This window comes from Variovorax sp. 54, assembly GCF_002754375.1.
Lineage (GTDB): Bacteria > Pseudomonadota > Gammaproteobacteria > Burkholderiales > Burkholderiaceae_C > Variovorax.
This window is the reverse complement of sequence record NZ_PEFF01000001.1, coordinates 740,020-763,681: the sequence shown is the minus strand read 5'-3', so window position 1 is coordinate 763,681 and position 23,662 is coordinate 740,020. Positions and strand designations below refer to the sequence as shown.

Genomic DNA, 23,662 nt, shown 5'->3' with positions numbered 1-23,662 from the left:
CAGGCCATCGCGACGATGGTTGCATCTTCAGGGAGTAGAGCCAAATGGCCGAAGGTATCCAAAGCAGAGGGGCGCTTCTCGACCGCCAGCACGACCGGCTGTTGCGTCTGTCGTTTCCCCAGGGGGGCGAGCCTGCGGGTGCGCGGCTCGTCATCAACCGGCTGGACGCGAGCGAAGGCGTATCGCGCGACTTCGAATACACGGCCGAGCTGCTCTCGAGCAATGCCGACCTGGCGCTCAAAGACCTGCAAGGCAAGATGCTGTGCATCGATCTCGTGCGTGCGGATGGCAGCCTGCGTCACTTCACCGGCATCGTCTTCGCATTCCGTCTCGTCAAGACCGACGGCAACCTTGCGTTCTATGAAGCCCGCCTCGGCCCCTGGTTGAGATACCTGCGCTTGCGTTCGAACAACCGCCTGTTCCATCGCCAGAACCTGAAAGAGCAGACCCAGGCCATCTTCAACGACTACGACACCCTGCCGCAATGGAAGTGGCAAGTCCGCAGCGAAGACCTCCCCATCACCATGGCCGCCCAAGGCGGAGGTGCCCAAGGCGAGAGCGACCACAACTACCTGCACCGGCGCTGGGAAGCCGCCGGCTACAGCTATTGGTACGAACACACGGCCACAGGCCACACCCTTGTTCTCGCCGACGACACCACCTTGGCCCAAGCCGTGGACGGGTCCACGCCCGACATCCGCTTCCAGCGCGAAGGCGGCGCTCAGGAAGAAGACGCCATCCACCAGTGGAGCGCTGCACGCACCCTCGTGTCCGGGCGCACGGCCGTCAGCGCCTTCGACTTCAAGAACCCGCGCCCCCAGCACGCCGACATCCCCAGCGGCAATCGGCAAGGTGAAGTTCCGCAACTGGAAGTGCACGAGTACGGCGGCCACCGGCATTTCAAGACCAGCCGCGAAGGCGATGCGCTGGCCACCCGGCGCGTCGAAGAGATCGAAGCCGTCGGCAAGCACTTCGATGCGCGCGGCAACAACCGGCAAGTACTGCCGGGGCGCTACTTCCGCCTCACCGATCATTTCGGGCGCACCCAGGGCACAGGCCCCGAGAGCGAATTCCTGATCCTGGAGGTCGAGCACAGCGCGAGCAACAACTACCTGCAAAGCGCAGGCGAACTCGCCCAATACAGCAACCGTTTCACGTGCAGCCGCCGCTTCGTTGCATGGATGCCGGGTCGCGGCTTCCACAGCGTGGAGCAGCGCGTGATGGCGCCGCAGACCGCCACCGTGGTGGGGCCGTCCGCCGAGGGCAGCATCCACACCGACGAGTACGGGCGTATCCGGGTGCAATTTCATTGGGACCGCGAAGGCCAGAGCGACGAACGCAGCTCGGCCTGGGTGCGTGTGATGAGCCTATGGGCCGGCGGTGAGACCGGTGCGGTCTCCACCCCTCGTGTCGGCTCGGAAGTCATCGTGCAATGCCTGGACGGCAACCCCGACCACCCCATCGTCATGGGTGTGGTCTACAACGCGCAGCGCATGCCGCCGTGGAAGCTGCCCGAGCAAAAGGCCCTGACCGGGCTCAGAAGCCGTGAACTGGCGGGCGCCAGCGGCAACGAGGCCGGTGGCAAGAGCAATCACCTGCTGCTGGACGACACCGAGGGCAAGATCCAGGCGCAGCTCAAGAGCGACCACGACAGCAGCTCCCTGAGCCTGGGGCACATCACCCGCATCGAAGACAACGCCGGACGCAAGGACGCCCGGGGCCAGGGCTTCGAGCTGCGCACGGACGGCCACGGCGCGATCCGGGCCCAGGACGGACTCCTGATCAGCACCGAGGCGCGCGCCAACGCCCAGGCCCACATCACCGACATGGGCGAGACGGTGCAGCGCCTGACTCAGGGGCGGGACCTGCACGAGGGTTTGAGTGAAGCGGCGCAGCAGGCCAAGGCGCACGAGGCGGGCGACCAGGACGAAGTGGCCAAGAGCCTGAAGGCGCAGAACGACGCGATCAAGGGCTCGGGCAGTGGCAACAAGACCGAGGGCGAGTTCCCCGAACTCAACGAGCCGCATGTGGTGCTGGCCAGTCCTGTGGGGATCGAGGCCACCACGGGTGGCTCGATACATCTGGTGAGCACCGAGCACCATGCAGTCACCAGCGGGGCGCACACCAGCATTGCGGCGGGCAAGAGCTTGCTGGTCAGCGCCAGGGAGGCGGTGCGCATCGCAGCCTTCGAGAAAGGCATTCGTCTGGTGGCGGCAGCGGCGGACATCGACATCACTGCACTCAAGAGTTGCATCAATGTCATCGCCAAGCTCGACATCAAGATGGAGGCCAATCGCATCACCATCACCGCCAAGGAAGAGGTGCTGGTCAATGGCGGCACCAGCTACACACGCTGGAATGCGAGCGGCATCGAGAGCGGCACGAATGGCATCTGGCGCGAGCATGCGGCCGTGCACAGCCTGGTCGGGCCGAACAGCAAAGGGTCGCCCAAGCTGCCGGAGCCGACCCAGCTGCCGAAAGGGCAGCTGGATCTGCACAACCACTACATCAAGAGCGATGGCACGCCGCGGCAGGCCGTGAAGCAGGGCGAGTACACGGTGGTGGATTCGGAAGGCGGCACCCACAGCGGCAACCTCGATGCCAAAGGGTTCGCGACGGTGTCGGGCTTGCCGATCGGTGGCGCCAAGATCACCTTCGGTCCGGACCCGCGCGATCCCTGGGACGAGGGCAGTTACTTCGGGCCACCGCACGAATGGCCGCCCAAGCCGCTGGACGAAAAGTCGACGACGAGCCCTGCAGGCGATGCGGGCGCTTTGCCTGCTGCGAACCTGCTGTCGGCCAAGGGCGTTCTCGGCGGAGCCAAGGGCGCGTTGGGACAGATCGGCCAAGTGGCCGGAACGGCGCAACAAGCCGTAGCGGCCGTCCAGGCCGTGCAGCAAGGCGGCGCGCGGGCATTGCTGGGACAAGCGGGGCAGATGGCCTCTGGCGCCGCGATCCAAGCCATTGGAAAGTCCGTTGGCGGTGCACTCGGCCCGATGGGCGCGCCTGCAGCAGGCGTGGCCGGCAGCGTGGTGGCCGGCGGCATGAAGGGCGGGCTGGCGGGCGCGGCTGCCGCGGCGCAGGGCAGCGTGAGCGGTGCGGTGGCGTCGCTCGTTCCCAAGCTGCCTGGCGCATTGCCCAGCCTGCCGTCCTTGGGCAGCGCGAACGCTGCGACAGCCATGGCTGGCAGAACACCCGGCTTCGCCGGTTGACGGCAACACAGGCCCGGCGGTTGCGCGGGCCTGAAGAGAACAAATCAGATCGAGGAAGCACAAAAAATGGCAACGCAGGGACCGCAGGAAACCAAGCCGCGCGAGAAGCAGACTGCGGTCGCGCCGCTCAACGCCATCGCACCGCAGGACATCGGTGCCGGTGCGGCGCGTTTCGACAAGTGGTTGCGCGACATCAGCAACGACTACGTCACGCTGGAGCGCCTGAGCACGGTGGCCGGCAGCTTGCCTGTCATCGGCAACATCATGGCGTTGATCGACGTGATCATGGACATCGTCCTGATCAGCGGACGATTCATCAAGAAAGAGGCCGTCGATTTTCTTGCGTGGGTCAACCTGGGCATCAACCTGATCGGCATCATTCCTGCACCGCCGAGCATGGCGGCTGCCCGCATGAGCCTGCGCCCGGCGCTGCATCTCGTCAAACAGCAGCTCAAGCACAGCGCCTCCAACATTGGCGAGGCGTTGATTTCCGTGCTGGTGATGCACCTCAACGACAAGATCGCCGGCGAGATCGAGAAGTTTGTCGACGGTGCGATGAGCAAGCTCTCGGGCATCCTGAACAGTTGCGCGGACAAGGCCGATGGCGTTGTCGATGACCTCATCAGCGTGTTGCGCCGCTGCACTGGCGGCGAAGACCTGTTCAAGATCGCGGGCCCCAAGCCCGAGCGGAACACCTACAACCCCAAGAAGGAGAGCATGTGGAACCGCATGCTCGCCGCCGCGGACCGCTATGCCAAACAGGCGGCCAACTATGCCGTCAAGGTGGCAGCCGCACGCCTGCCGGACAAGGCCAAGGCGGTGGTCAACATCGTCATCAGCAGCTTGACCGACTTCAAGGGCGCGCTGCGAGCCAAGTTGATGGCGCTGGCCAGCGCCGAGACCGAGCGCTCGATCATGTGGCTGCTCAAGCGCCTGTTTGCCGCGGTGAAGAAATTCAAGGCCAAGCGTGCCGCCGTGGTGCCGCCCACCAAGGGCGCCCAGGCGCAGGCCACCAAGCCGGGCCATGAACTCGGTGCCGTGAACACCCAGGCGGGCGCCACGGGCAGCGGCAACTGCTGCAAGCAGGGCGCCGCCAAGGCCAAGACGCGCAAGTCCATCAGCTTCGCCACAGGCAGCGAGAGCTTCACCCACACGGATTTCGTGCTGCCGGCCACGCTGCCCATCGAATGGAGCCGCACCTACAGCAGCGACCTCGACGCCTATGAACAGGGCAGTTTCGGCGCGCGCTGGCTGATCCCGTACACGACGCGCATCGACGTTGTCGAATCCAGGGGCCGACGCGCACTGGTCTACCGTGCCGCCGATGGTCGCAGCCACGACATCCCCTGGCTGGCCGTCGGCCAAAGCCATCGCAACGCCATCGAGGAATTCAGTGCCACGCGTGTGAGCGACACGCTGCTGGTGCTCGACTTCGGCAAGCCGCTGCCCGCCGGCGAACCGGCCGACTGGCGCGAGAGCTACGAACTCGTCGACACGGTCAGCAGCAAGGCCGCCACCCAAGGCAAGCAGCACTTCCGTCTGGTGGCTCAACATGCCAAGGATGGCGCCGCGATCGGCCTGCGCTACGACCATGCATTGCCTTCCGGCGAGCAGGTGCTGAGCGATGTCGTCAGCAAGCAGGGCGACGTCACGCTCGCACACGTCGGCATCCGGCCACATGCGGTGTCGGGGTGCATCGAATCCGTCTGGGAGCTGAAAGACGGGCAGGTCGTTCGCCAACTCGCCGCCTATACCCACGACGAGGCCGGCGATCTGGTCGCAGCGCAGGACGAGAACGGTGCCGCCTGGGCCTACCAGTACAGCCATCATCTCGTCACCCGTTATACCGACCGCACCGGCCGCGGCATGAACCTGGCTTACGACGGCACCGGGGCCCAGGCCAAGGCTATTCGTGAATGGGCGGACGACGGCAGCTTCGACACCCATCTGGAGTGGGACGAGAACATCCGCCTGGCCTATGTGACCGATGCGCTGGGCCAGGAAACGTGGATCTACTACGACATCCTCGGCTACACCTACCGCGTCATTCACCCGGACGAGAACGAGGAATGGTTCTTCCGCGACGACGCCAAGAACATCACCCGCCATGTGCACGCCGACGGCACGACCGACGACTACGTCTACGACGACGCCGGCAACCTGCAGACCCACACCCAGGCCGACGGCAGCCAGGTTCACTTCGAGTACGACAAGCTCAGCCGCCTGACCGGCGTGCGCGATGCCGAAGGCGGCACCTGGCGGCGCGACTACAACCCGCAGGGTCACCTCACCGAGGAAACCGACCCGCTCGGCCACAAGACCCAATACGCCTACGACAAGGCCGGGCGGCCGGTGCAGATCACCGATGCCAAGGGCGGCGTCAAGAAACTCGCCTACACCCCGACGGGCGAACTCGCCAGCTACACCGACTGCTCGGGCAAGACGACCACCTGGACTTACGACCCTCAAGGCCGCCTCGCCCAAAGCACCGACGCCGCCGGTCAGGTCACCAAGTACCGCTACACCACGCTCGACGAGCAAACGCTGACGGCGGCCCAGGCGGGTGCCAATCACCCGGGCCAGCTCGAAGAAGTGACCCACCCCGATCAGACCAGCGAGCGCCTGGCCCACGACGCCGAAGGCCGCCTGCTGACGCACACCGACGCCCTGGCGCGCAGCACCCACTACCGCTACGCCGACGCGGGACTCATCGCCGGACGCACTGACGCTGCAGGCCACACGTTGAGCTACCACTGGGACCCACTGGGGCGTCTCACTCGGCTCGACAACGAGAACCGCAGCCACTACCTGTTCAAGTACGACCCCGTCGGTCGCCTGCTCGAAGAAACCGGCTTCGATGGCAAGCTGACCCAGTACCGCTACGAAGAAACCAGCGGCGTGCTCACCGAAGTGGCCGAAGCAGGACAGGTCACCCGACTCGCCTTCGACCCCTTGGGCCGACTTGTCGAACGCGAGGCCGCAGCCCAAGCCGAAACCTTCGCCTACGACGGCAACGGTCGCCTCGTCGAAGCCCGGAACCAGGACGCCAAGCTTCAGTGGTTCTACGACCCCGCCGGCAACCTCACCCGCGAGCACCACGCCGACCTCGCCCGGGGGCACACCGCCATCTGGCAGCACCGCTACAACGAACTCAACCAAAGAATCGGCAGCACCCGCCCCGACGGCCACACCCAGGAGTGGCTCACCTACGGCAGCGGCCATGTGCACGGCCTGCTGCTCGACGGCCAGGACATCCTGAGCCTGGAGCGCGACGACCTCCACCGTGAGGTCGGCCGCCAGCAGCACAACGGCCTGGTCCAGACGCAAGCCTACGACCCTGCCGGGCGGTTGCTCGAGCAGCAGATCACTCACACGAAACCAGCGCCTGGCACCACAGGCACCACCACCGTCGGCATCCGTCGCAGCTACCGCTACGACAAGGCCGGCCAACTCACCGGCATCGGCGATAGCCGGCGCGGGCGGCTGGACTACCGTTACGACCCGGTCGGGAGATTGCTCGAAGCCCAGAGCCAACTGGGCAAGGAAGTGTTCGCCTTCGACCCCGCCGGGAACATCGCCGACCCGGTGCAGAAGGAACTCGGCACCGCAGCGCTCGCGCGTGAACAGCGCGTGGCCCCCGGCAAGTTGCTGGACAACCTGCTCAAAGAGTACGCCGGCACGCGCTACAAGTACGACGAGCACGGCAACCTCATCGAGCGCACGAAGAACGGGCAGAAGACCCTCTTCAACTGGGACGGCTTCAACCGCATGGTCAGCGCCAAGAGCGAGGAGGGCACCACGACCTTCCGCTACGACCCGATGGGCCGGCGCATTGCCAAGGCGAGCGGAGCCAGAGAGACCCTCTTTGGTTGGGACGGCGACACCATCGCCTACGAAAGCGCAACGCCGGTGGACCCCAGGACCCGGGAGCAGGCGTACACCGTGCACTACGTCCACGAGAAGGACAGCTTCGTGCCGCTGGTGCAGGTGCGCAGACAGCGCTCCCTTCAGCTGAGCCCCACCACCGACGTGAAGGCGCTGATGCAGGCCAACGGCGGGGCCTACGACATCGAGCAGGACCCGTTGTGGAACGGACAGGGACTGCAGCAAGCCAGCGCCGAGGCGTTCAGGCCTGAAGAAATCGCTTTCTACCAGTGCGACCACCTGGGCACGCCACAGGAGTTGACCGACTCGGAAGGCCAGGTCTGCTGGAGCGCGAACTACAAGGCCTGGGGCGAGGCGAAGCAGGCGATCAGCAAGGCGGCCGGGCTCGCGGGGATCGTGAATCCGATCCGGTTCCAGGGGCAGTATTTCGACGAGGAAACGGAGCTGCACTACAACCGGTATCGCTACTACGATCCGCACAGCGGGAGGTTTGTCAGCAGTGACCCATTGGGTTTAGGAGGCGGCTCCAATACACATGCGTATGTCCCGAACCCCACGCAATGGATTGATCCGATGGGGTTGCAGGCAAAGCCAGCAAATTGCGGAGCGTCTAAAGGCGGTAGATTTGCTACATCTGATGGAGCAGCCAAGGCGGCGCTCCTTCGATATAACGATAAATCAATTCGTGACAATAAAGAGTATGGAGGGTTGATTTACAAAACCCCTGACGGAAAATATGACTACACCAAGGCTATTACTGGTCAGGGTGATTCGGTTAACCCTTGGGATCCCATGGCTCCTAAGCCTCCAAGATGTGCCCAAGAAGTCGGCTATTGGCACACTCATGGAGATCATTCGGATTCCAAGGGAAACAGGACGACGCGTAACAAGGATGCCTATGACAGCAACAACTTCTCAGATCCTGATCGAGATGCAGCAAAGATTGGGCAAACTGAATATCCAAACTACAGAGGATATGTTGGAACGCCGAGCGCTGGGTTCAAAGGTTACAATCCAAAAACTAAAAAAGACTACCCACTTTAAAATTATTTTCTTTCTAATTTTTTTTATGAACTCAAAGGCTTTTTCCAACGTAATCTTTGAAGAGATGGATGAGGGTCACGTCAGTCTTAGTAGTGCCGCCACTATTGGGGTGGGCGTTTCGTACAAGAAATTTTTGGAGGGGAATAATGAAATTAAGAATTACAAGGTAATAATTAGAAAGAGGGCTGGGGAAAATGGAGAGGATCCAGCTGGAGTAGAAACCATCGAAGTTGCATTTGTTGCAAACCTCCGCCCCGGAATGAAGGGGTTGGGTAACGCAAATAGAATGGGAAAATCTATAACCTACGTGCTTTCGGCTCAAACGGGGGAGATTTTACGGGAATATTTGAGCAAATAGATCACGCTTCTTCCAGTGCAACCCCTTGGGCATGTTGCAGGAGTTAGTGAATTCGGAGTAGTGGGTGTGTTGGAATGCGAAAAGGGCTTGAAGGAGGTGGGGCAGGCGATCCGCAAGGCGGGCCAGTGGCAAGACATACAGGGCCAATAAGTGTGCGGCTGCGGCTGCCAGAGATGGTTCGAAAGAAAGCTCTCGCCCCAAAGCAAAAGGACGATACGGACGATGACGAAACCATTCACCATTCATATTCCAATGCTCCGGAAAAAAGGGATGCTTGAACAAATGAATTCTTTCTACGAAGGCATTCTGGGCTACGAGCGAGATCCCGTGTTGAGTATTCTGCGGGTGCCAAATCATTCGAATTTGGCGGTCTGCTTCAAGTATTCAAATTTTTCCAAAGGGGAGAACAAAAAAGATAAAGAGTCGCTCTATGAGTTTTTTGTTGACAAAAATTTCCCTAGTCTTTGCCAAAATTTGAAAGAAAGAGGAGTCGAGTTTGACATGCTTGCACGGACTCCTGGATTCTATTTTGCAAGAATCATGGGTCCTTCTGGAAATTCAATCGAAATAATCTCAGAGAGCTTCGAGGATGATCTAAATTTCGACATATCGAGTTGGAATATCTATCAGGATGTTGACTGAAATTCCGCGTCGACGGTGAATTTTTGCACAAGCTGAGACATCTACGATGAAGGAGTTTCATGCGCTCACGATTGAGGAAATCGAAAGATCAATTGAGCAGCTAAAAGGCGATGGCCTTCTTCTTGAGGAGATGGGTTTTATTGCAGAAGCAGATGTGCTGCGCTGCCGATTCTTGGGGAGGCGTATCAACATCAAGATTGATCTTGCATACGGTGCGGAGATCGATCCGGTTGATTCGTTTTCCAGCAAGGAAGTCGAAGAAATTTCAAATCTAATTTTGACGAAATTGCGATTTGAGTTTTGCAACAATTGCTGGGAAATCTTCTGATTCTGCGCGACATTCAGTGTGAAAAATCGGGGGGTGTTCCTGATGGAAATTTCGTCTTCCTGTGCCGAAGGGGTGTTGAGGGATTTAAATGATTAGAGTATTGATCCATCTTCATGCAAGCGATATTCCGAGCAGTATTGAGTTTTATAGGGAGTTCGGATTCGCCCTTGCGAGTGATGATTTTGATGGGGCCGGAATCAGAATCGCAAGAATGACTCACAGTGCCGCACCGTCTCTGGGCCTGAATTTTCGTGACAACAACTCTTTGTTGCGCGCCTACAAAGATGTCGATGACGCGGACCTTCCCGTGGTGGCATTCGGTCTGATTTCTTCTTGGGATGAAGAGTTTTTCGGTTGGCAGAGTTTGATATTCAAGAGCTTCAGTGATCTTGTGATAAGAAGCATTTCTCAGCCATACGGAGAGTGGATTTATTTGAAAGATCCTGCTGGAAATAACATTTTGTTTGCCAATTCCGATTTTTATTGAAATCCCAAGCGCCCTGATGTGTTGCCATCAATGAGCCAAAGACCATGCCCTCCCAACTGATCATCCAAAACCACAACCTCTGGCGCAAAGGCGCCGGTGGTGCCCCCGCAGGTCTTGTTGGCATGGCCGACAGCTATGCCTACGCTGGCCTGGACCTGAACCTCGCCCAGTTCGCCACCACCGTCTTCACCGGCACCAGCTTTGCCGCGTGCACCTTCAAGCAGGCCGGCTGGACCGGATGCCAGTTCACAGGCTGCACCTTCACCGCGTGCGACTTCGAGGGCATTTCCATCTCTGGGTGCACGTTCTCCAACTGCACCTTCTCGCAGTCACAGTTCCAGCAAAGTCGGCTCAGTGCCTGTCAGTTCAACAACTGCCAGTGGAACGGCTTGAATTTCGATGGGGGTCACTGGTCCGATGTCGCCGTGCTGGGATGCACGGGTACCACGGTTCAGGCCGATGGCCTGCGCGGGGAGCATGTGGACTTCATTGGCAGCTACTTCGAGCACTTGGAAATGCGCAACACGCAGATCAATTGAGGTCGACAAGCGGCGCGAACTTTCGGAGCTTCCATGCCCAGAGGCACCCCCAACCCCAATCCCATGTATGGCATCTACGGCTATGACGACTATTGGAGCGTCGATATTCGCCGCAACAAGGTGCGCATGGTCAAGGCGTTCTACTTCAACACCCACGGCGGTCGCGAGGGCGCATTGGCGCGTGCCCAAGCCCATCGGGATCAATTCGTGCGCGAACACTTGCCGGTCTTGAAGCGAGAGATCGCTCAGCGGGTGCGGCGTGACAACAAGAGCGGTGTGGCGGGGGTGTATTTTCGAGAAGAGCCGGGCGGGAAGAATCCGATGTGGATCGCGATGACCAGAGTCAGTCCGGAGAAATCGGTCAGCAAGGCTTTCTCGGTCGGGCGGTATGGCCCGCGTGCGCGCGAACTGGCGATTGCCGAACGACAAAAGCAACTCGAGCAGATGACGGGGTATGCCTCGCGTCATCCGGCAGATGGATCGACGCCAGCGTTGATCACCCACCACCCGTCGAGCCCGACGGCGGCCGCTTCGTGCTGATCGCGGTGGGTCGGCCGGGCTTCCATTTTCTCGATTCCCGTCACACACCGTTTCACTTCTCCGGCGCTTCTTGTGCACCAGTTCACAGAGGCAAAGCGCCCAGTTGACCGGTGTAAACTGCCCGGTTTTCTCCCTCTCTCGCGGTATGGTGCAAGTGTCACGGCGCACAGGCTTCACCGGCTCGGCGCTCACTCGCTTGCTCGCTCAATTGAGCGACATCGACGTTCCCGAATCCAGGCAAGCCCTCGCGGATCGTTTGAGTCAGTGGTTCAGTTGGACCGACGCCATCTCCTTGTCTGCAGCTTTGGATTCCGATCTGGGCGTCGCCGTGTCCGGCGCCCGGGCGTCCGAGAGCAACGAGGAGGCGCAGGAGTGCGCGCGTCTGAAGGCCGCACTGGCCAAGGGCAATGCCGACGGCGGCGTGGCCTCCGTGCTGCCGGGCGCGAACGACGACTTTCCGCCGTACCGCCGCCGCTACTTCGCGCGGCAGCAGGCCATGGAAACGGCCATCGAACCGCTGCGTGCCCGTTTGCGGGCCCGGCTCGCGACCCGTTCGCCCGAGCTGGCCCGGCTGGCCGCGGTGGACGCCATCCTGGAACAGGTGGTGGGCGCCCGCGAACGCAGCCTGCTGGCGAGCGTGCCGTCGCTGCTGGAGAAACACTTCAAGCGCCTGCGTGAAGCCAACCAGGCCGCGCAGGACGCCAACCCCGACACCCCCCAGCCGCCACCGAATTCCGCCGGCGGCTGGCTGAACGTGTTCGGCCGCGACATGCAAAGCGTGTTGCGGGCCGAGCTGGACATTCGCATGCAACCGGTCGAAGGCCTGCTCGAAGCCCTTCGCGATCGCTAGCCTGCAGCCCCCCAAGAGACAAGACAACAAGCTTCCATGAACAGATTTTTCCATTACTCCGTCTTCCTCGTGGGCCTGGCCGTCGTGTGCTGGGTCGGTGCCAGCTACGTGGGCCACAACCCGCTGGCCCTGGTGATCACGGCGCTGATCGGCGCGTTCTACCTGATGGGCGCGCTGGAGCTGCACCGCTTTCACCAGGCCACCAGCACGCTGTCGCGCGCTGTGAACGACCTGTCGGCGCCGCTGACGAGCCTCGGCGATTGGCTCGCGAACCTGCACCCCTCGCTGCGCAATGCGGTGCGCCTGCGCATCGAGGGCGAGCGCGTCGGCCTGCCGGGCCCGGCGCTCACGCCGTACCTTGCGGGCCTGCTGGTGCTGCTGGGCATGCTGGGCACCTTCCTGGGCATGGTGGTCACGCTCAACGGCACGGGTCTGGCGCTCGAAAGCGCGACCGACGTGCAGGCCATCCGCAACTCGCTGTCGGCCCCCGTGCGCGGCCTGGGCCTGGCTTTCGGCACCTCGGTGGCGGGCGTGGCCGCGTCGGCCATGCTGGGCCTGGCCTCGGCGCTGTGCCGGCGCGAACGCCTGCTGGCCGGGCAGGCGCTCGACACGCAGATCGCGACCTCGCTGCGCGGCCATTCGCTGGCGCACCGCCGCGAAGAGTCGTTCAAGCTCATGCAGCAGCAGGCGCACGCAATGCCGGCGCTGGTCGACCAGCTGCAGGCCATGGTGGCCGCGATGGACCGCCAGAGCCAGTCGCTCAACGAACGCCTGGTCGCCAGCCAGGACAACTTTCACCAGAAGACCGAGGCCGCCTACACGGGGCTCGCCGCATCGGTCGATCGCTCGCTCAAAGACAGCCTGGCCGACAGCGCCCGCATTGCCGGCGAAACCATCCAGCCCGTGGCGCGCGTGATGCCCGAGCTGGTCGGCCAGCTGCAGACCATGATGGCCGCGATGGAGCGCCAGACCCAGACGCAGAACGACCGCCTCGTCGCCAGCCAGGACAGCTTCCACCAGAAGGCCGAGGCCGCGTACAGCGGGCTGGCCGCATCGGTCGATCGCTCGCTGAAGGACAGCCTGGCCGACAGCGCCCGCATCGCCGGCGAAACCATCCAGCCCGTGGCGAAGGTGATGCCCGAGCTGGTCGGCCAGCTGCAGACCATGATGGCCGCGCTGGAGCGTCAGAGCCAGTCGCAGAACGACCGCCTCGTCGCCAGCCAGGACAGCTTCCACGAGAAGGCCGAGGCCGCGTACAGCGGGCTGGCCGCCTCGGTCGATCGCTCGCTGAAAGACAGCCTCACCGACACCGCCCGCATCGCCGGCGCCACGATCCAGCCCGTGGTCGAGGCGGCCATGCTCGGCATCGCGCGCGAAGCAGCGGCGTTGCAAGGCGGCATGGCGCAGGCCGTCGAACGGCAGCTCGAAGGCCTCACAGACCGTTTCGAGGCCTCGACTGCCGGCGTCGCCGACACCTGGAAGGCTGCGTTGGCCGAACACGAGCGCGCGAGCGGTGCGCTGTCCAGCGACCTGCGCGGCACGCTCGAACGCTTTGCCGAGACCTTCGAGCAGCGCTCGGCCGCACTGGTCGACGGCGTGTCCGCCCGCCTCGAAAGCACCGTGGGCAGCGTGTCCGACACCTGGGGCAGCGCGCTTGCGCAGCACCAGCGCGTCAGCGAAAAACTGTCGGGCGATTCGCACCAGGCACTCACCGCTGCTGCCGCTACCTTCGAGCAGCATTCGGCTTCGCTGCTGCGCACCGTGGGCGAAGCGCACACCAGCCTGCAGACCGAACTTGCGGCGCGCGATGCGCAGCGCCTGTCGGCCTGGAGCCAGTCGCTCGAAGCCATGGCCGCGTCGCTGCAGAAGGAATGGCAGCAGGCCGGCGCGCACACGCTGAGCCAGCAACAGCAACTGAGCGACACGCTGGCGCAGGCCGCGCGCGACGTGTCGACGCAGGCCGAGGCACACGCCAAGCAGACCGTCGCCGAAGTCGCGCAGCTGCTGCAGGCCGCATCGGACGCGCCCCGCGCCGCCGCTTCGCTGCTCGACACCGTGCGCGAGGCGCACGCCAACCTGCAGACCGAACTCGCCACGCGCGACGCGCAGCGCCTCGCGGCCTGGAGTGGGTCGCTCGAGACCATGGCCGCGTCGCTGCAGAAGGAATGGCAGCAGGCCGGCGCACACAGCCTGAGCCAGCAGCAGCAGATGAGCGAGACGCTGGCGCAGACCGTGCGCGACATGTCGTCGCAGGCCGAGGCCAATGCCAAGCAGACCGTGGCCGAAGTCGCGCAGCTGCTGCAGGTGGCGGCCGAAGCACCGAAGGCCGCGGCCGACGTGATCGCCGAGCTGCGCCAGAAGCTGTCCGACGGCATGGCGCGCGACAACGACATGCTCGAAGAGCGCAGTCGCATCCTCGGCACGCTCGAGACCCTGCTGGGCGCGGTGAACCATGCCTCGACCGAGCAGCGCAGCGCCATCGACGCGCTCGTCACGGCCTCGGCCGACATGATGGAACGCGTGGGCACCAGCTTCACCGAGAAGGTCGAGAGCGAGACCGAGAAGATGGCCGGCATTGCCGCGCAGATCACCGGCGGCGCGGTCGAGGTGGCGAGCCTGGGCGAGGCCTTCGGCTTTGCCGTGCAGCGCTTCGGCGAGTCGAACGACAAGCTGGTGGCGCATCTGCAGCGCATCGAAGGCGCGCTGGGCAAGTCGCTCGCTCGCAGCGACGAACAGCTGGCCTATTACGTGGCGCAGGCGCGCGAGGTGATCGACCTGAGCATCATGTCGCAGAAGCAGATCGTCGAAGACCTGCAGCAGTTCGCAAGCCGCCAGACGGCCGTGGGCAGCGAGGCCTGAGATGGGGCGCGACGAGATCGACCTCGACGCCGGCCTGGAGCCGACCGTCCCCGTGTGGGCGGTGTTCGGCGACCTGATGGCGGGCATGCTGGGCGCGTTCGTGCTGATCCTGGTGTGCGTGCTCGGCATGCAGCTGGACCTGGCGAGCCGCCTCGAAACCGAGGTGCAGCAGCGCCGCGCCGAATCGCAGCGCCGCGAGGCGCTCGAACAGGCGCTGGCCGGTCCGCTCGCCGCAGGCCGCGTGACGCTCAACAACGGCCGTATCGGCATCAGCGGCAGCGTGCTGTTCGCCTTCAACTCCGCCGACCTGCAACCCGGCGGCCGGCAACTGCTGAAAAGCCTGGCCGGCCCGCTGGGCGCCTACCTGAAGGCGCGCGACGAGATCCTGATGGTGAGCGGCTTCACCGACGACCGCCAGATGCGCGAAGGCGCGCGCCTGTTCGCCGACAACTGGGAGCTGTCCGCCCAGCGTGCGCTCACCGTGACGCGCGCGCTGATCGAAGAGGGCGTGCCCTCGTCGTCGGTGTTCGCTGCCGCGTTCGGCGCCGAGCAGGCCGTGGCCTCGAACGGCGATGCGGAAGGCCGCGCGAAGAACCGCCGCGTGGAGATGGCGCCGACGCCCCGGCCCAAGAACACGCCCGACGCTGCGAAGCCCCGTGAGTAACGACACAGCACCGGACGATCAGGTCGACGCGGTCGCGGCGCTCGACGCCTGGCGCGCGCGCGGCGACGACCGCTTCGACCCGGTGCGCTTCCGCTTCATCGAGGCGATGGCGCAGCGCGCGGCGGCGCACGCGGGCGAGGCGCGACGTCTGCTGGATGCGCGACTGGCCAGCCTCATGGCGACCTACCGCGCCGATCTCGACAAGGTCGCACCCGAGGCAGAAGCGCCGACCGAAGCGCCGCTGCACACCGCGCTCGCAGAGCTGATGGTGCACATCGCCCAACTCGCGCCGCTGCCGCCCCCGCCCGACGCGGCGGCGACCGACGGCGACGCCGTGCCCAGCCTGTCGACCGCGCCCGAGCTCAAGACGCTGAGCTATTTCCGCAGCACCTGGTCGAAGCTCGCCGCCGACCAGCGCGTGACGCAATCGCTCGCCAAGGTGCCGAAGAACGCCGGTCCGCTCAACACGCACCACCTCGTGCAGCGCGCGCTCACGCTGATGCGCGACCTGTCGCCGCAGTACCTGCAGCGCTTCATGGCGCACGTCGATGCGCTGCTGTGGATCGAGCAGGTGAACGCCGCGGCCGAGGCCGCACGTGTGGCGCGCACCGAGAGCCCGCGCAAGAGTTCGCGCAGCCGCGCCGGTTGACGGCCGCTCAGCGCGGCCAGAGCCACCAGGCCAGCCCGGCCGCCACCACCACCCAGACGCCGATGACCAGGGCCATGCCGACCTTGCTTGTCGGCCGGCTGCCGGTGCGCGCCATCCAGTCTTCGGCACGTTCGCGGCTGCGTGCGATGACCTCGGGCGGCAGCAGGCGCACCGCGAGCCAGATCAGCGCAGGCAGCAGCAACACGTCGTCGAGGTAGCCGAGCACGGGAATGAAGTCGGGAATCAGGTCGATGGGGCTCAGCGCGTAGGCCACGGTGAACCAGCACAGCGCCTTCGGCAGCCACGGCGTGGCGGGGTCGCGGCAGGCGAACCAGAGGGTGACGGCGTCGCGCTTGATGCGGCGCGCCCAGTCCCGGAGCTTCATCGTGACCAAGGCATCAGCCCGCGCTGCGCGGGCCGAACATGATGATGCCCATGCCGAGGAAGCACACGGCCACGCCGACCCAGTCGCTGGTGGACGGCGTCACCTTGTCCACGGCCCACAGCCACAGAATGGCCACGCCGATGTAGACCCCACCGTAGGCCGCATACACGCGGCCCGCAGCCGTCGGGTGCAGCGAGAGCAGCCACGCGAAGAGCGCCAGGCTCAGCGCCGCAGGCACCAGCAGCCACATCGACTGGCCCTGCTTGAGCCACAGGTAGGGCAGGTAGCAGCCGACGATTTCCGCAAGTGCGGTCGCGATGAAGAGGCCGAAGGTCTTGAGCAGGTCCATGGCCGCCATTGTGGCGGTGGCCTGTCGATCTCAGGGCTGTCGTCCGGGGCCCGTGCCTGGGCGCGACGAAGGCTCCCACACATCGGGCGTGGTCGCGACCAGCGACTTGAAATCTTTCCACGGCCGCGCGCCCGGCACGGCACGCCCGCCGACGATCACCACCTTCGCGTAGGCCACCATGCGCTCGCGCAGGTAGCGCCGTTCGGACTCGGGCCAGGTCTCGATGGCGTGCGGGCCGCGCGACAGCACGATCTCCTTCACGCCGCGGATGCGGTTGTAGGCGGCCACGGTGCCTTCGAGCGATTCGGCGCGGTCCCACAGGCCCTTGCCGAAGAAGGCGGCGGGCCAGCGGTCCATGCCCGCGAGCGTGGCGGAGTTCGGATAGAAAAGGATGTGGTGGTCTGCCGCCATGCCGCCCAGGAACAGGTTGCGGTCGGCCAGGTCGGGCGCATCGGGCAGGTAGCCCGCGCCGCTGGCGAACGACGACAGCAGGATGGCCCCGCGGATGTTGCGCCAGCCGCGCGCCGGCGTGCAGTTGGGCACGGGCATGTCGAAGCTGCAGGCGGCCACGTAGTTGCGCGTGAGGGCCCAGGCGGTCGACATCGAGCCGCGCGAGTAGCCGCCGAGCACCAGTGGAATCTCGCTGGCCCTCTGGCCCGCGAGCAGTCGCCCGCGCGCGGCGTTGCCTTCGAACAACTGGCCCGAGGGCGTGAGCAGTCGCAGGCCCTGGCCGTTGTCGAGTTGCGTGAGCACGCGGAACACGTCTTCGCCTTGCTCCAACGTGTTGGTGTCGCTCACGCCGCCCGACAGGCCTTCGCCGCGCCGGTCGTAGGCCAGCACGTCGAAGCCGGCATTGTTCAGCGCGTGCAGATTCTCGCGCCACCAGCGCTGGCCCATGGCCTCGGTGGTGCCGTTGGGGAAAGACACCGGCACGGCCTTGCCGCTGGCGCCGTCGATGCGGTAGGCCACCTCGTCCGGGTGCTGGAGGGCCGTGAGCTGCCCGCCGCCGCCCGCGGCCATGACCGCGAGGGCACGCACCTTGCGGCCCTGACCGTCGTCCACGCCCGCGCCTTCGAGGTACCAGCCGCGCAGCTTGATCGGGTCGGTGAGCTTGAGGTCGAGCCGCTCGAAGGTGTCGCGCGGCACGGTGAACTCGACGATGTGGGTGCGGGCGTCGGCCTCGGCAATGCCTTCACGGTAGGGCGCCTTGGCGAAGAAGGCGGGGCGGCGGATCTGCTTCAGGTCGACGTTCGGGCTGTCGGCATCGATGCGCCCGGCCGGGTCGACCGCGCCGGTCACGCGCGTGGCGCGCGCCTTGTTGGGCGGCAGCCAGCGCTGCATCTGCGCGTTCACGCGCTCGAAGCAGTCCGGCTCGGCCTTGCAGGTGCGCCAGCGCGCCTTGAGCTGGTCGTCGGTGAACTGGCCCACGTGGTAGTCGCCGCCCGCATAGTTGGTGGGCACGGGGTAGGCGCTCATGAGCACGGGCACGCACACGCGCGGGCCCCCGGCGTTCACCGCGGTGCCGGCCTGCGGCAACAGGTAGCCGCCGACCCGTGCGTTGCGGTCGGCACCGACCCAGGCCACGCAGTCGGTGGGCGGGGGCTTGCTCGCGGCGGCCTGGCGCTGGGCGGCGGTGGTGCCGGACGTGCAGGCCGACAGGCCCAGCAGGGCGCCGAGCAGGGCAAGCGGAAGGGTGGCGCGGGAAGGACGCATGAGACGGGAAACGCTCGCGGAATGAAGAACCATGTGATTGGAACGCAGCCGGAGCGCAAAAAGGGACTGCGCGGGGCCAGACGTGAACAAATGGATGCCGATACTGTTGCAGAAGGCATGCCAGCGCGGCGGGTGTGAACGCCGCCTTCTGGCGCAGGAGGGGTCCTACTCACTGCGGCGGGGCCGGCGCCTCCCGAACGTCCCGGAGCATCGGCTGGCGCGCCAGCACCGCATCGCGCGGGCCGTGGTCGCGCACGTGACCGGCTTCCATGAGGATCACGGTGTCGAAGCGGTCGAGCAGGCTCAGCCGGTGCACCGAGGCGATCACGCAGGCCTGCGGAAACGCCGCGGCAATGCGCCCCAGCACGCGCGCCTCGGTCGCGGCGTCGAGCGCGCTGGTCGGCTCGTCGAGCAGCAGCAGCGAGCTGCCCTCGGCCGCGAGCACGCCGCGCGCCAGGCACAGCCGCTGGCGCTGTCCGCCCGACAGATTGAAACCACGTTCCGAGATCGCGCTGTCGAGATCGCCGCGCGTGGCCTGCAGCACCTCGTCGAAGGTGCTCGTGTGCAGCGCGGCGCGCAGGCGCTCGTCGTCGCAGGGGCGACCGAAGGCCAGGTTCTCGCGCACGCTGGCCTCGAACAGCTCGGTCTCCTGCGGGATCAGCGTGGCGAGCTGGCGCAGCCGGGCCCAGTCGGCCGGCACGCCGTCGAGCGCCAGCGTGCCGCCGTGCGGCGCATACAGGCCGGCGAGCACGCGCAGCAGCGTGCTCTTGCCGCCGCCGCTGGGGCCGACCAGCGCCACGCGCTGGCCCCGGCGCAGCGAGAGCGCCACGTCGTGCAGGCCGCTGCGCGTGGGCGCCGCCGGGTCGTCGGCGACGGTGCCGCCGCCGCGCGGCGCGTAGCGCCATTGCAGGCTCTCGACCTGCAGCTGCGTCCACGGTGCCTGGGCATCGATGCGCTCATGCGCCGGCACTTCTTCGGGTGGGGCCTCGAGCGTGGCGCTCGTCGGCGCGTGCCAGATCGGCTCGGCGCTGCTGTAGTCGGTGTGCATGCGCGCGAAGAAACTGAAGTTGGCCGCCACCGAGGTCACGACGCCCGCCGCCTGCTGCGCGTACTGGTAGATCATGAACACCGCGCCCAGCATCACGGCCTGGCCCGGCGCGCGCGCCTGCCACACATAGATCACCACCAGGCCCCAGGTCAGCGCCAGCCCCATCAGGTCGACCGCGAACCACTTGCCTTCGTTGAGCACCACGGTGCGCTTCAGCGGCAGCGACACGGCCGCCATGCGACGGCGCAGCAACAGGCGCGACGCGCCCTGCAGCCGCAGGCCGATGACGGTCGAGGCGTTGCCCAGAAAGTCGAGCAGCGCGGCCACGTAGCGGCGGTCAGCGTCGTTCTCGGCGCGCGCGAGCTTCATGAGCGCGCGATCGATGCGCACGATCACCACGCCGATCAGCACATAGCCCGCGAGCGCCGTCACGCCGCTGGTGCGCGACAGCAGCGCCAGCGCCACCAGCGGCCCGACGAAGTTGACCGCGTTGGTGAGCCAGATGAACTGGTTCTGCGCAAAGTCGGCGAGCGCACGGCTGGCCTGGTGCACGCGGTGCTGCAGCTCGCCCGAGTGGTGGCTGTCGTGCCAGGCGAGCGGCGCGGCGGCAATGCGCGCATAGAGCTGGTCGGCCAGCGTCTCGCGCACCTTCAGGCCCACGTTGCGCTCGAGGATGCGGCCCGGCCCGTGCAGCGCCCACGCGCCGACGTACACGGCCGCGAGCGTCGCGATCCATCGGCCCGCCGCGGGCAGGTCGCCGCGTTGCAGCGCGTTGATGGCCTGCCCCGCGAGGTAGGGCAGTGAGAGGCGGATCAGCTGCGAACTCGCGAGCAATGCCGTAGCGCCGAGCAGCTGCGCACGCGCACCGGCCGCAAAGTGCCACAGCGCAGCGTAGAGCGCACGGATCGCGCGGCCGGGGGATTCGGTGGAGGTGGTCGTCGTGTCCGTCATGCGTGCATCAGCCCGCCTTGCGGAAGGTGAGGTTGATGCGCTGCGCGCCGAGCTGCGCCTGGAGCGGATGCGGCATGTCTTTCAGCGGCAGCACGCCATGAAAGCGCAACCGGTCCACGCCGCCCCACACCACCACGTCGCCGTGCGTCAACGGAATGCGCGCGGTCTTGTCGGCGCGCGCGAGCCCGCCGAACTGGAACACCGCCGGCATGCCCAGCGACACCGACACGATCGGCGCGCCGTGGTCGCGCTCGTCGCGGTCCTGGTGCAGCGAGAGCCGGCTGCCCGGCTGGTAGCGGTTGACCAGGCAGGCGTCGGGCGCAAAGCCGTCGAAGCCCGCCAGCGCCGCCGCGTCGCGCGCGAGCCGTGCAAAGGCCTCGGGCATCGCGGGCCAGGGCGCGCCACTGTCGGGATCGACCGCGCTGTAGCGGTAGCCACGCCGGTCGCTGGTCCAGCCGAGCGCGCCGCAGTTGGTGAGCGCGACCGACATGGTGAAGCCGCCCGGCGTGACCAGGTGACGGAACGGCGCGCGCGCCGACACGTCGGCGATGGCCGCGAGCAGCGCGTCGACGCGCGGCAATGCAAAGCCCGGCAGCACGAAGGCGGCCGGGCCGATCGGCTCGCGCGCGGCGCGCGGCGGGGCGTCGAAGAGGTCGAACGTCATGGGCGCATTGTCGCCAGCGACAGGCGCGGTTCGGACCGTTGCTCGCGCCTGCCATGCATTCAAGCTGTCACAAAGCGTCACTAGCATTCCGAGCACCAAAGCAGTACCTGGCACCGGCCCGGCGCCTGCGATTCCTCCTTCGTCACAGGACCCGGCATGTCTCGCGTTGCTCGGTCACGGTGGGTGTGTGTCTTGACCCTGATCCTCGGAATTCTGTCCCTCGCGGCCGTGTCGCTTGCCGGCGAACCTGCGCCCTCGCCCGATGCGGCGGGGCGCATCGCCTTCGACCTGCCGGCCCAGCCGCTGGCCACCGCCGTGCAGGTCTATGCGCAGGCGACGGGGCAGTCCGTGTTCTTCGACGGACAGCTCACCGCCGGCCTCGAATCCGCGCCGCTGCACGGCGTGTTCACGCCGCGCGAGGCGTTGCAGCGCCTGCTGGCCGGCACGCGGCTGGCCGCGCGCCACACCGATGCGCGCACCTTCACGCTGGTCGAGGCCGAGGCGTCTCCGCCTGCAGTGGTGACGACACCGGCCGCACCCGCCATCGCCATGTCCCCGCGCGATGCCCGTGTGGTGCAACAGGCCCTGGAGCGCACGCTGTGCCGCTGGCCGCATGCACGACCTGGGACCTACCGCGCACTGGTGCAGCTGTGGGTAGGCCCCAGCGGCCATGTGCGGCGCACGCGGCTGCTCAGTTCCACCGGCCTCGCGCAGCGCGACGCCGCGCTTGAAGCCGCAATGAACACGCTGGTGTTCGACCGTCCGCCCGAAGGCGAGGCCGACCAGCCCCTGACCGTGTTGCTGCTGCCGCGCACCGGCGACCGCCCCGACGTCTGCGACGCAGCGGTTTCTCCCTGAGCACGCCGTGGAACAGGACACCCCCGGCTTTCTGCGCAGCCTGCTGACCAGCCGCTACATCGAGTTCCGCAACCGGCTGCGCCGCCGCCTGGGCTCGGATGAGCGGGCCGACGATGTGTTGCACGAGACCTGGCTGCGCGTGCAGCGCATGAGCGACCCCGGCCCGGTGCAAAGCCCCATGGCCTACCTGCTGCGCATCGCGTCGAACGTGGCGGAAGACCGGCGCATCTCCCACGGGCGCCTGCTCGACTTCGTCGAGGTCGAGGAGCTGCTGCACTTTTCCGACGACAGCCACGACCCGGCCCGCGTCTCGGAGGCGCGCAGCGAGGTGCAGGCACTGGAGCGCGCGCTCGAAGAGCTGCCACGCCGCCGCCGCGACATCTTCATCGCCTCGCGCGTGGACGAGACGCCGCATGCCGACCTTGCGCGGCGCTACGGCGTGTCGGTGCGCATCGTCGAGCGCGAAGTGAAGGCCGCGCTGGTGCATTGCGCGGGCCGTTTGGGACGAGACGTGATTCAAAGGTTCGGTCCCGGCGCCGGAAAACAGTCTGAGAAGACATGATGGCCGCACCCACCCCGATTCAAGACGCCGACCGCGCCGCGCTGGACGCCCAGGCCCACGACTGGCTCGTGCGCCTGACCTCCGGCCGCGCCACCACGGGCGACGCGCAGGATTTCCGCCGCTGGTGCGCCCGCAGCCCGCAGCACGCGCAGGCGATGGCCGACGCGACCCGGCTGTGGGACCTGACCCGGCCTGCCGCTGAAGCCGTGGCGCAGCGCATGCCCGCCATGGACGCAGTACCACCGCGCGCGGCCATCGCCGCGTCGCGCCCACCCGCATTCGGCCGCCGCCAGTTCCTCGGCGCCGCGCTCGCGGCCGGTGCTGCTGCTTTCGTGGTGGTGCGCCCGCCCGCCGGCCTGTGGCCCGCGCTGTCCGACATGACGGCCGACTACCGCACCGGCACCGGCGAGCAGCGCCGCGTGGTGCTGGCCGATGCGGCCGCGGTGGTCGAGATGAACACGCAGACCAGCCTCAACCTCGCGCGCGGCGCCGAGGGCGAGCCGCCCGTGCTCGACATGCTGGGCGGCGAGGCGCAGGTGCAGCTCGATGCGGCGCGCCGCGCGCCCTTCACCATGACGGTGGGCGGCGCGCGCCTCGTGGCTGCAGCGGCCAGCCGCTTCAACGTGCGCGCCACCGGCGGCGAGGTGTGCGTGACCTGCTTCGCGGGCTCGGTCGAGCTGCGCGACGGCGAGCGTGTGCTCGTGGCCGGCGAGGCGCAGCAGATCCGCTACGGCGGCCTGCGCGAGGCCGAGGTGGCGCGCGCGCCCGATCTCGCGGCCGTGGGCGCGTGGCGCGAGCGCGTGCTGGTGTTCGACGACACGCCGCTCGCGGCCGTGGTCGACGAAATCAACCGCTACCGTCCAGGCCGCCTCATCGTCACGCGTGCCGAACTCGGCCGCCGCAAGGTGCAGGCGCGGCTGCGGCTGGACGAGCTGCCGCATGTCGAGACGCTGATCGCCGTGAGCTACGGCGCGAAGCTCACATCGCTGCCCGCCGGCATCGTGCTGCTCGGGTAGCCGCGCTGTGTGACGCGGCTGTGAAAAAAGCAGCGCTTCGTCTTCGTTCGCAAATTCTC

20 protein-coding genes are annotated in these 23,662 nt (G+C 66.2%); 15 read left to right on the top strand and 5 right to left on the bottom strand.

The window, feature by feature from the left end; genetic code table 11:
* The first annotated feature begins 44 nt into the window (after positions 1-44).
* The 12 genes from CLU95_RS03385 to CLU95_RS03340 all read left to right on the top strand — a co-directional run bounded on the left by CLU95_RS03385 (position 45) and on the right by CLU95_RS03340 (position 16,057).
* Positions 45-3,212 (top strand): type VI secretion system Vgr family protein, encoded by a 3,168-nt coding sequence (locus CLU95_RS03385; RefSeq protein WP_099790434.1) that lies wholly within the window; start codon positions 45-47, stop codon positions 3,210-3,212.
* A gap of 66 nt (positions 3,213-3,278) precedes the next feature.
* Positions 3,279-8,141 carry an RHS repeat-associated core domain-containing protein gene (locus CLU95_RS03380; protein WP_099790432.1) on the top strand — a complete coding sequence of 1,621 codons (4,863 nt, stop codon included), beginning with the start codon at positions 3,279-3,281 and terminating at the stop codon, positions 8,139-8,141.
* Positions 8,142-8,166: 25 nt separating this feature from the next.
* A complete protein-coding gene (locus CLU95_RS31035; RefSeq protein ID WP_257214525.1) occupies positions 8,167-8,499 on the top strand; it encodes a hypothetical protein in 333 nt (110 codons plus the stop codon).
* Positions 8,500-8,721: 222 nt separating this feature from the next.
* Entirely contained in the window at positions 8,722-9,141 is a 420-nt protein-coding gene (locus CLU95_RS30515; RefSeq protein ID WP_143605937.1) for a VOC family protein, read from the top strand.
* Positions 9,142-9,187: 46 nt separating this feature from the next.
* Positions 9,188-9,469 (top strand): hypothetical protein, encoded by a 282-nt coding sequence (locus tag CLU95_RS03370; protein ID WP_099790430.1) that lies wholly within the window; start codon positions 9,188-9,190, stop codon positions 9,467-9,469.
* Between the two features lie 100 nt (positions 9,470-9,569).
* The gene (locus tag CLU95_RS30510) at positions 9,570-9,956 is read left to right on the top strand and encodes a VOC family protein (RefSeq protein WP_143605936.1); all 387 of its coding nucleotides are present in this window, start codon (positions 9,570-9,572) and stop codon (positions 9,954-9,956) included.
* A gap of 44 nt (positions 9,957-10,000) precedes the next feature.
* Positions 10,001-10,495, top strand: coding sequence for a pentapeptide repeat-containing protein (locus CLU95_RS03365; protein ID WP_099790429.1), 495 nt, complete (start codon positions 10,001-10,003; stop codon positions 10,493-10,495).
* A gap of 63 nt (positions 10,496-10,558) precedes the next feature.
* Positions 10,559-11,035, top strand: a complete 477-nt coding sequence (locus tag CLU95_RS03360; RefSeq protein WP_099790427.1) for a hypothetical protein — start codon at positions 10,559-10,561, stop codon at positions 11,033-11,035.
* 145 nt (positions 11,036-11,180) lie between these two features.
* Positions 11,181-11,885, top strand: a complete 705-nt coding sequence (locus CLU95_RS03355) for a DUF3348 domain-containing protein (protein WP_099790425.1) — start codon at positions 11,181-11,183, stop codon at positions 11,883-11,885.
* Positions 11,886-11,921: 36 nt separating this feature from the next.
* Positions 11,922-14,744 (top strand): DUF802 domain-containing protein, encoded by a 2,823-nt coding sequence (locus tag CLU95_RS03350; protein ID WP_099790423.1) that lies wholly within the window; start codon positions 11,922-11,924, stop codon positions 14,742-14,744.
* Between the two features lies 1 nt (position 14,745).
* Positions 14,746-15,408, top strand: a complete 663-nt coding sequence (locus CLU95_RS03345; RefSeq protein ID WP_099790421.1) for an OmpA family protein — start codon at positions 14,746-14,748, stop codon at positions 15,406-15,408.
* A complete protein-coding gene (locus CLU95_RS03340; RefSeq protein ID WP_257214524.1) occupies positions 15,401-16,057 on the top strand; it encodes a DUF2894 domain-containing protein in 657 nt (218 codons plus the stop codon). The genes CLU95_RS03345 and CLU95_RS03340 overlap by 8 nt, the downstream gene beginning before the upstream one ends.
* A 7-nt stretch (positions 16,058-16,064) precedes the next feature.
* Here CLU95_RS03340 and CLU95_RS03335 read toward each other — a convergent pair whose 3' ends face one another.
* The 5 genes from CLU95_RS03335 to alkB form a co-directional block, all read right to left on the bottom strand.
* Positions 16,065-16,442: a YkvA family protein gene (locus CLU95_RS03335; protein WP_099797092.1), complete on the bottom strand. Its 378-nt coding sequence runs from the start codon at positions 16,440-16,442 to the stop codon at positions 16,065-16,067.
* 13 nt (positions 16,443-16,455) lie between these two features.
* Positions 16,456-16,791, bottom strand: coding sequence for a YnfA family protein (locus tag CLU95_RS03330; protein ID WP_180288522.1), 336 nt, complete (start codon positions 16,789-16,791; stop codon positions 16,456-16,458).
* Positions 16,792-16,821: 30 nt separating this feature from the next.
* Entirely contained in the window at positions 16,822-18,504 is a 1,683-nt protein-coding gene (locus tag CLU95_RS03325) for an alpha/beta fold hydrolase (protein WP_099790417.1), read from the bottom strand.
* A gap of 169 nt (positions 18,505-18,673) precedes the next feature.
* Positions 18,674-20,503 (bottom strand): ABC transporter ATP-binding protein, encoded by a 1,830-nt coding sequence (locus CLU95_RS03320; protein ID WP_099790415.1) that lies wholly within the window; start codon positions 20,501-20,503, stop codon positions 18,674-18,676.
* Between the two features lie 7 nt (positions 20,504-20,510).
* Positions 20,511-21,167, bottom strand: coding sequence for a DNA oxidative demethylase AlkB (alkB, locus tag CLU95_RS03315; protein WP_099790413.1), 657 nt, complete (start codon positions 21,165-21,167; stop codon positions 20,511-20,513).
* A gap of 192 nt (positions 21,168-21,359) precedes the next feature.
* Between alkB and CLU95_RS03310 the strand changes: the two genes are divergently transcribed.
* Genes CLU95_RS03310 through CLU95_RS03300 form a run of 3 tightly spaced genes read left to right on the top strand, consistent with a single transcriptional unit; the run spans position 21,360 to position 23,603 of the window.
* Positions 21,360-22,025, top strand: coding sequence for an STN domain-containing protein (locus CLU95_RS03310; protein WP_099790411.1), 666 nt, complete (start codon positions 21,360-21,362; stop codon positions 22,023-22,025).
* Positions 22,026-22,032: 7 nt separating this feature from the next.
* Complete coding sequence (locus CLU95_RS03305) at positions 22,033-22,587, top strand: RNA polymerase sigma factor (RefSeq protein WP_099790409.1); 555 nt, start codon at positions 22,033-22,035, stop codon at positions 22,585-22,587.
* On the top strand, positions 22,587-23,603 hold the full coding sequence (locus tag CLU95_RS03300; protein ID WP_218967424.1) for a FecR family protein: 1,017 nt from the start codon (positions 22,587-22,589) through the stop codon (positions 23,601-23,603). Before CLU95_RS03305 ends, CLU95_RS03300 begins: the two co-directional genes overlap by 1 nt.
* Positions 23,604-23,662 lie beyond the last annotated feature (59 nt).

Bases quoted from the DNA above. Each gene is read 5' to 3' on its own strand.
- CLU95_RS03385 (WP_099790434.1), top strand. From the start codon at position 45: ATGGCCGAAGGTATCCAAAGCAGAGGGGCGCTTCTCGACCGCCAGCAC.
- CLU95_RS03380 (WP_099790432.1), top strand. From the start codon at position 3,279: ATGGCAACGCAGGGACCGCAGGAAACCAAGCCGCGCGAGAAGCAGACT.
- CLU95_RS31035 (WP_257214525.1), top strand. From the start codon at position 8,167: ATGAACTCAAAGGCTTTTTCCAACGTAATCTTTGAAGAGATGGATGAG.
- CLU95_RS30515 (WP_143605937.1), top strand. From the start codon at position 8,722: ATGACGAAACCATTCACCATTCATATTCCAATGCTCCGGAAAAAAGGG.
- CLU95_RS03370 (WP_099790430.1), top strand. From the start codon at position 9,188: ATGAAGGAGTTTCATGCGCTCACGATTGAGGAAATCGAAAGATCAATT.
- CLU95_RS03365 (WP_099790429.1), top strand. From the start codon at position 10,001: ATGCCCTCCCAACTGATCATCCAAAACCACAACCTCTGGCGCAAAGGC.
- CLU95_RS03360 (WP_099790427.1), top strand. From the start codon at position 10,559: ATGTATGGCATCTACGGCTATGACGACTATTGGAGCGTCGATATTCGC.
- CLU95_RS03355 (WP_099790425.1), top strand. From the start codon at position 11,181: ATGGTGCAAGTGTCACGGCGCACAGGCTTCACCGGCTCGGCGCTCACT.
- CLU95_RS03350 (WP_099790423.1), top strand. From the start codon at position 11,922: ATGAACAGATTTTTCCATTACTCCGTCTTCCTCGTGGGCCTGGCCGTC.
- CLU95_RS03345 (WP_099790421.1), top strand. From the start codon at position 14,746: ATGGGGCGCGACGAGATCGACCTCGACGCCGGCCTGGAGCCGACCGTC.
- CLU95_RS03335 (WP_099797092.1), bottom strand. From the start codon at position 16,442: ATGAAGCTCCGGGACTGGGCGCGCCGCATCAAGCGCGACGCCGTCACC.
- CLU95_RS03330 (WP_180288522.1), bottom strand. From the start codon at position 16,791: ATGGACCTGCTCAAGACCTTCGGCCTCTTCATCGCGACCGCACTTGCG.
- CLU95_RS03325 (WP_099790417.1), bottom strand. From the start codon at position 18,504: ATGCGTCCTTCCCGCGCCACCCTTCCGCTTGCCCTGCTCGGCGCCCTG.
- CLU95_RS03320 (WP_099790415.1), bottom strand. From the start codon at position 20,503: ATGACGGACACGACGACCACCTCCACCGAATCCCCCGGCCGCGCGATC.
- alkB (WP_099790413.1), bottom strand. From the start codon at position 21,167: ATGACGTTCGACCTCTTCGACGCCCCGCCGCGCGCCGCGCGCGAGCCG.
- CLU95_RS03300 (WP_218967424.1), top strand. From the start codon at position 22,587: ATGGCCGCACCCACCCCGATTCAAGACGCCGACCGCGCCGCGCTGGAC.